This window comes from Streptomyces flavochromogenes, from assembly GCF_000717595.1.
Taxonomy (GTDB): domain Bacteria; phylum Actinomycetota; class Actinomycetes; order Streptomycetales; family Streptomycetaceae; genus Streptomyces; species Streptomyces flavochromogenes.
Window position 1 is genome coordinate 1 of the sequence record NZ_JNZO01000097.1, and the last position, 642, is coordinate 642.

A 642-nucleotide genomic window follows, 5' to 3' on the forward strand; every position below is an offset into this window, starting at 1 on the left:
GCGAACGTCAGGGAGTCGGTGACCGGAAGCCCGACCGCCACCCCGAGGACGAGAAACACGACGCCCATGCCGGTCGCGACGCCGGCGATGAGCCACGCGACCCGCTTGACCTGCCGTTCCAGAGGGCTCGCCTCACGCCGCGTCCGCTGGCTGAGCGCGGCGATCCGACCGAGTTCGGTCTGGTTTCCCGTGGCGAACACGATGGCACGGGCCTGCCCCTCGACACAGGTCGTCCCGCTGAAGACGAGGTTCGGCTCCTCCAGCAGCGGGGCGCCGAGGATCCCGGCCGAAGCGATCCGTTCAGCCGGCACGGACTCGCCCGTGAGCATCGACAGATCGACCTCGACCCCGCCCTCGGTGACGTGCGCGTCGGCGGGGACCTTGTCGCCCTCCTCCAGGAGGATCAGATCGCCCGGTACGAGGTCACGGGCCTCCACGACGTGGGGCTGCCCGTCGCGCACGGCGAGGGCGTGCTCGGGCAGATAGCGGGCGAGTGTCTCCACCGCCCGCTCCGCCTGACGTTCCTGGAGCAGGGCGAAAGCCGCGTTGACGGCGACGACCGCGAGGATCGCCCAACCGAGGATCGCAAGGTCCGCGACGAAGGCGAGGGCGGCGGCGGCCCACAGCAACAGGGCCAGGGGG

1 protein-coding gene is annotated in these 642 nt (G+C 71.5%); it reads right to left on the reverse strand.

The window, feature by feature from the left end; translation table 11 throughout:
* The coding region (locus IF00_RS0140395) for an HAD-IC family P-type ATPase (protein ID WP_037640532.1) at positions 1-642 on the reverse strand (642 nt) is incomplete at both ends.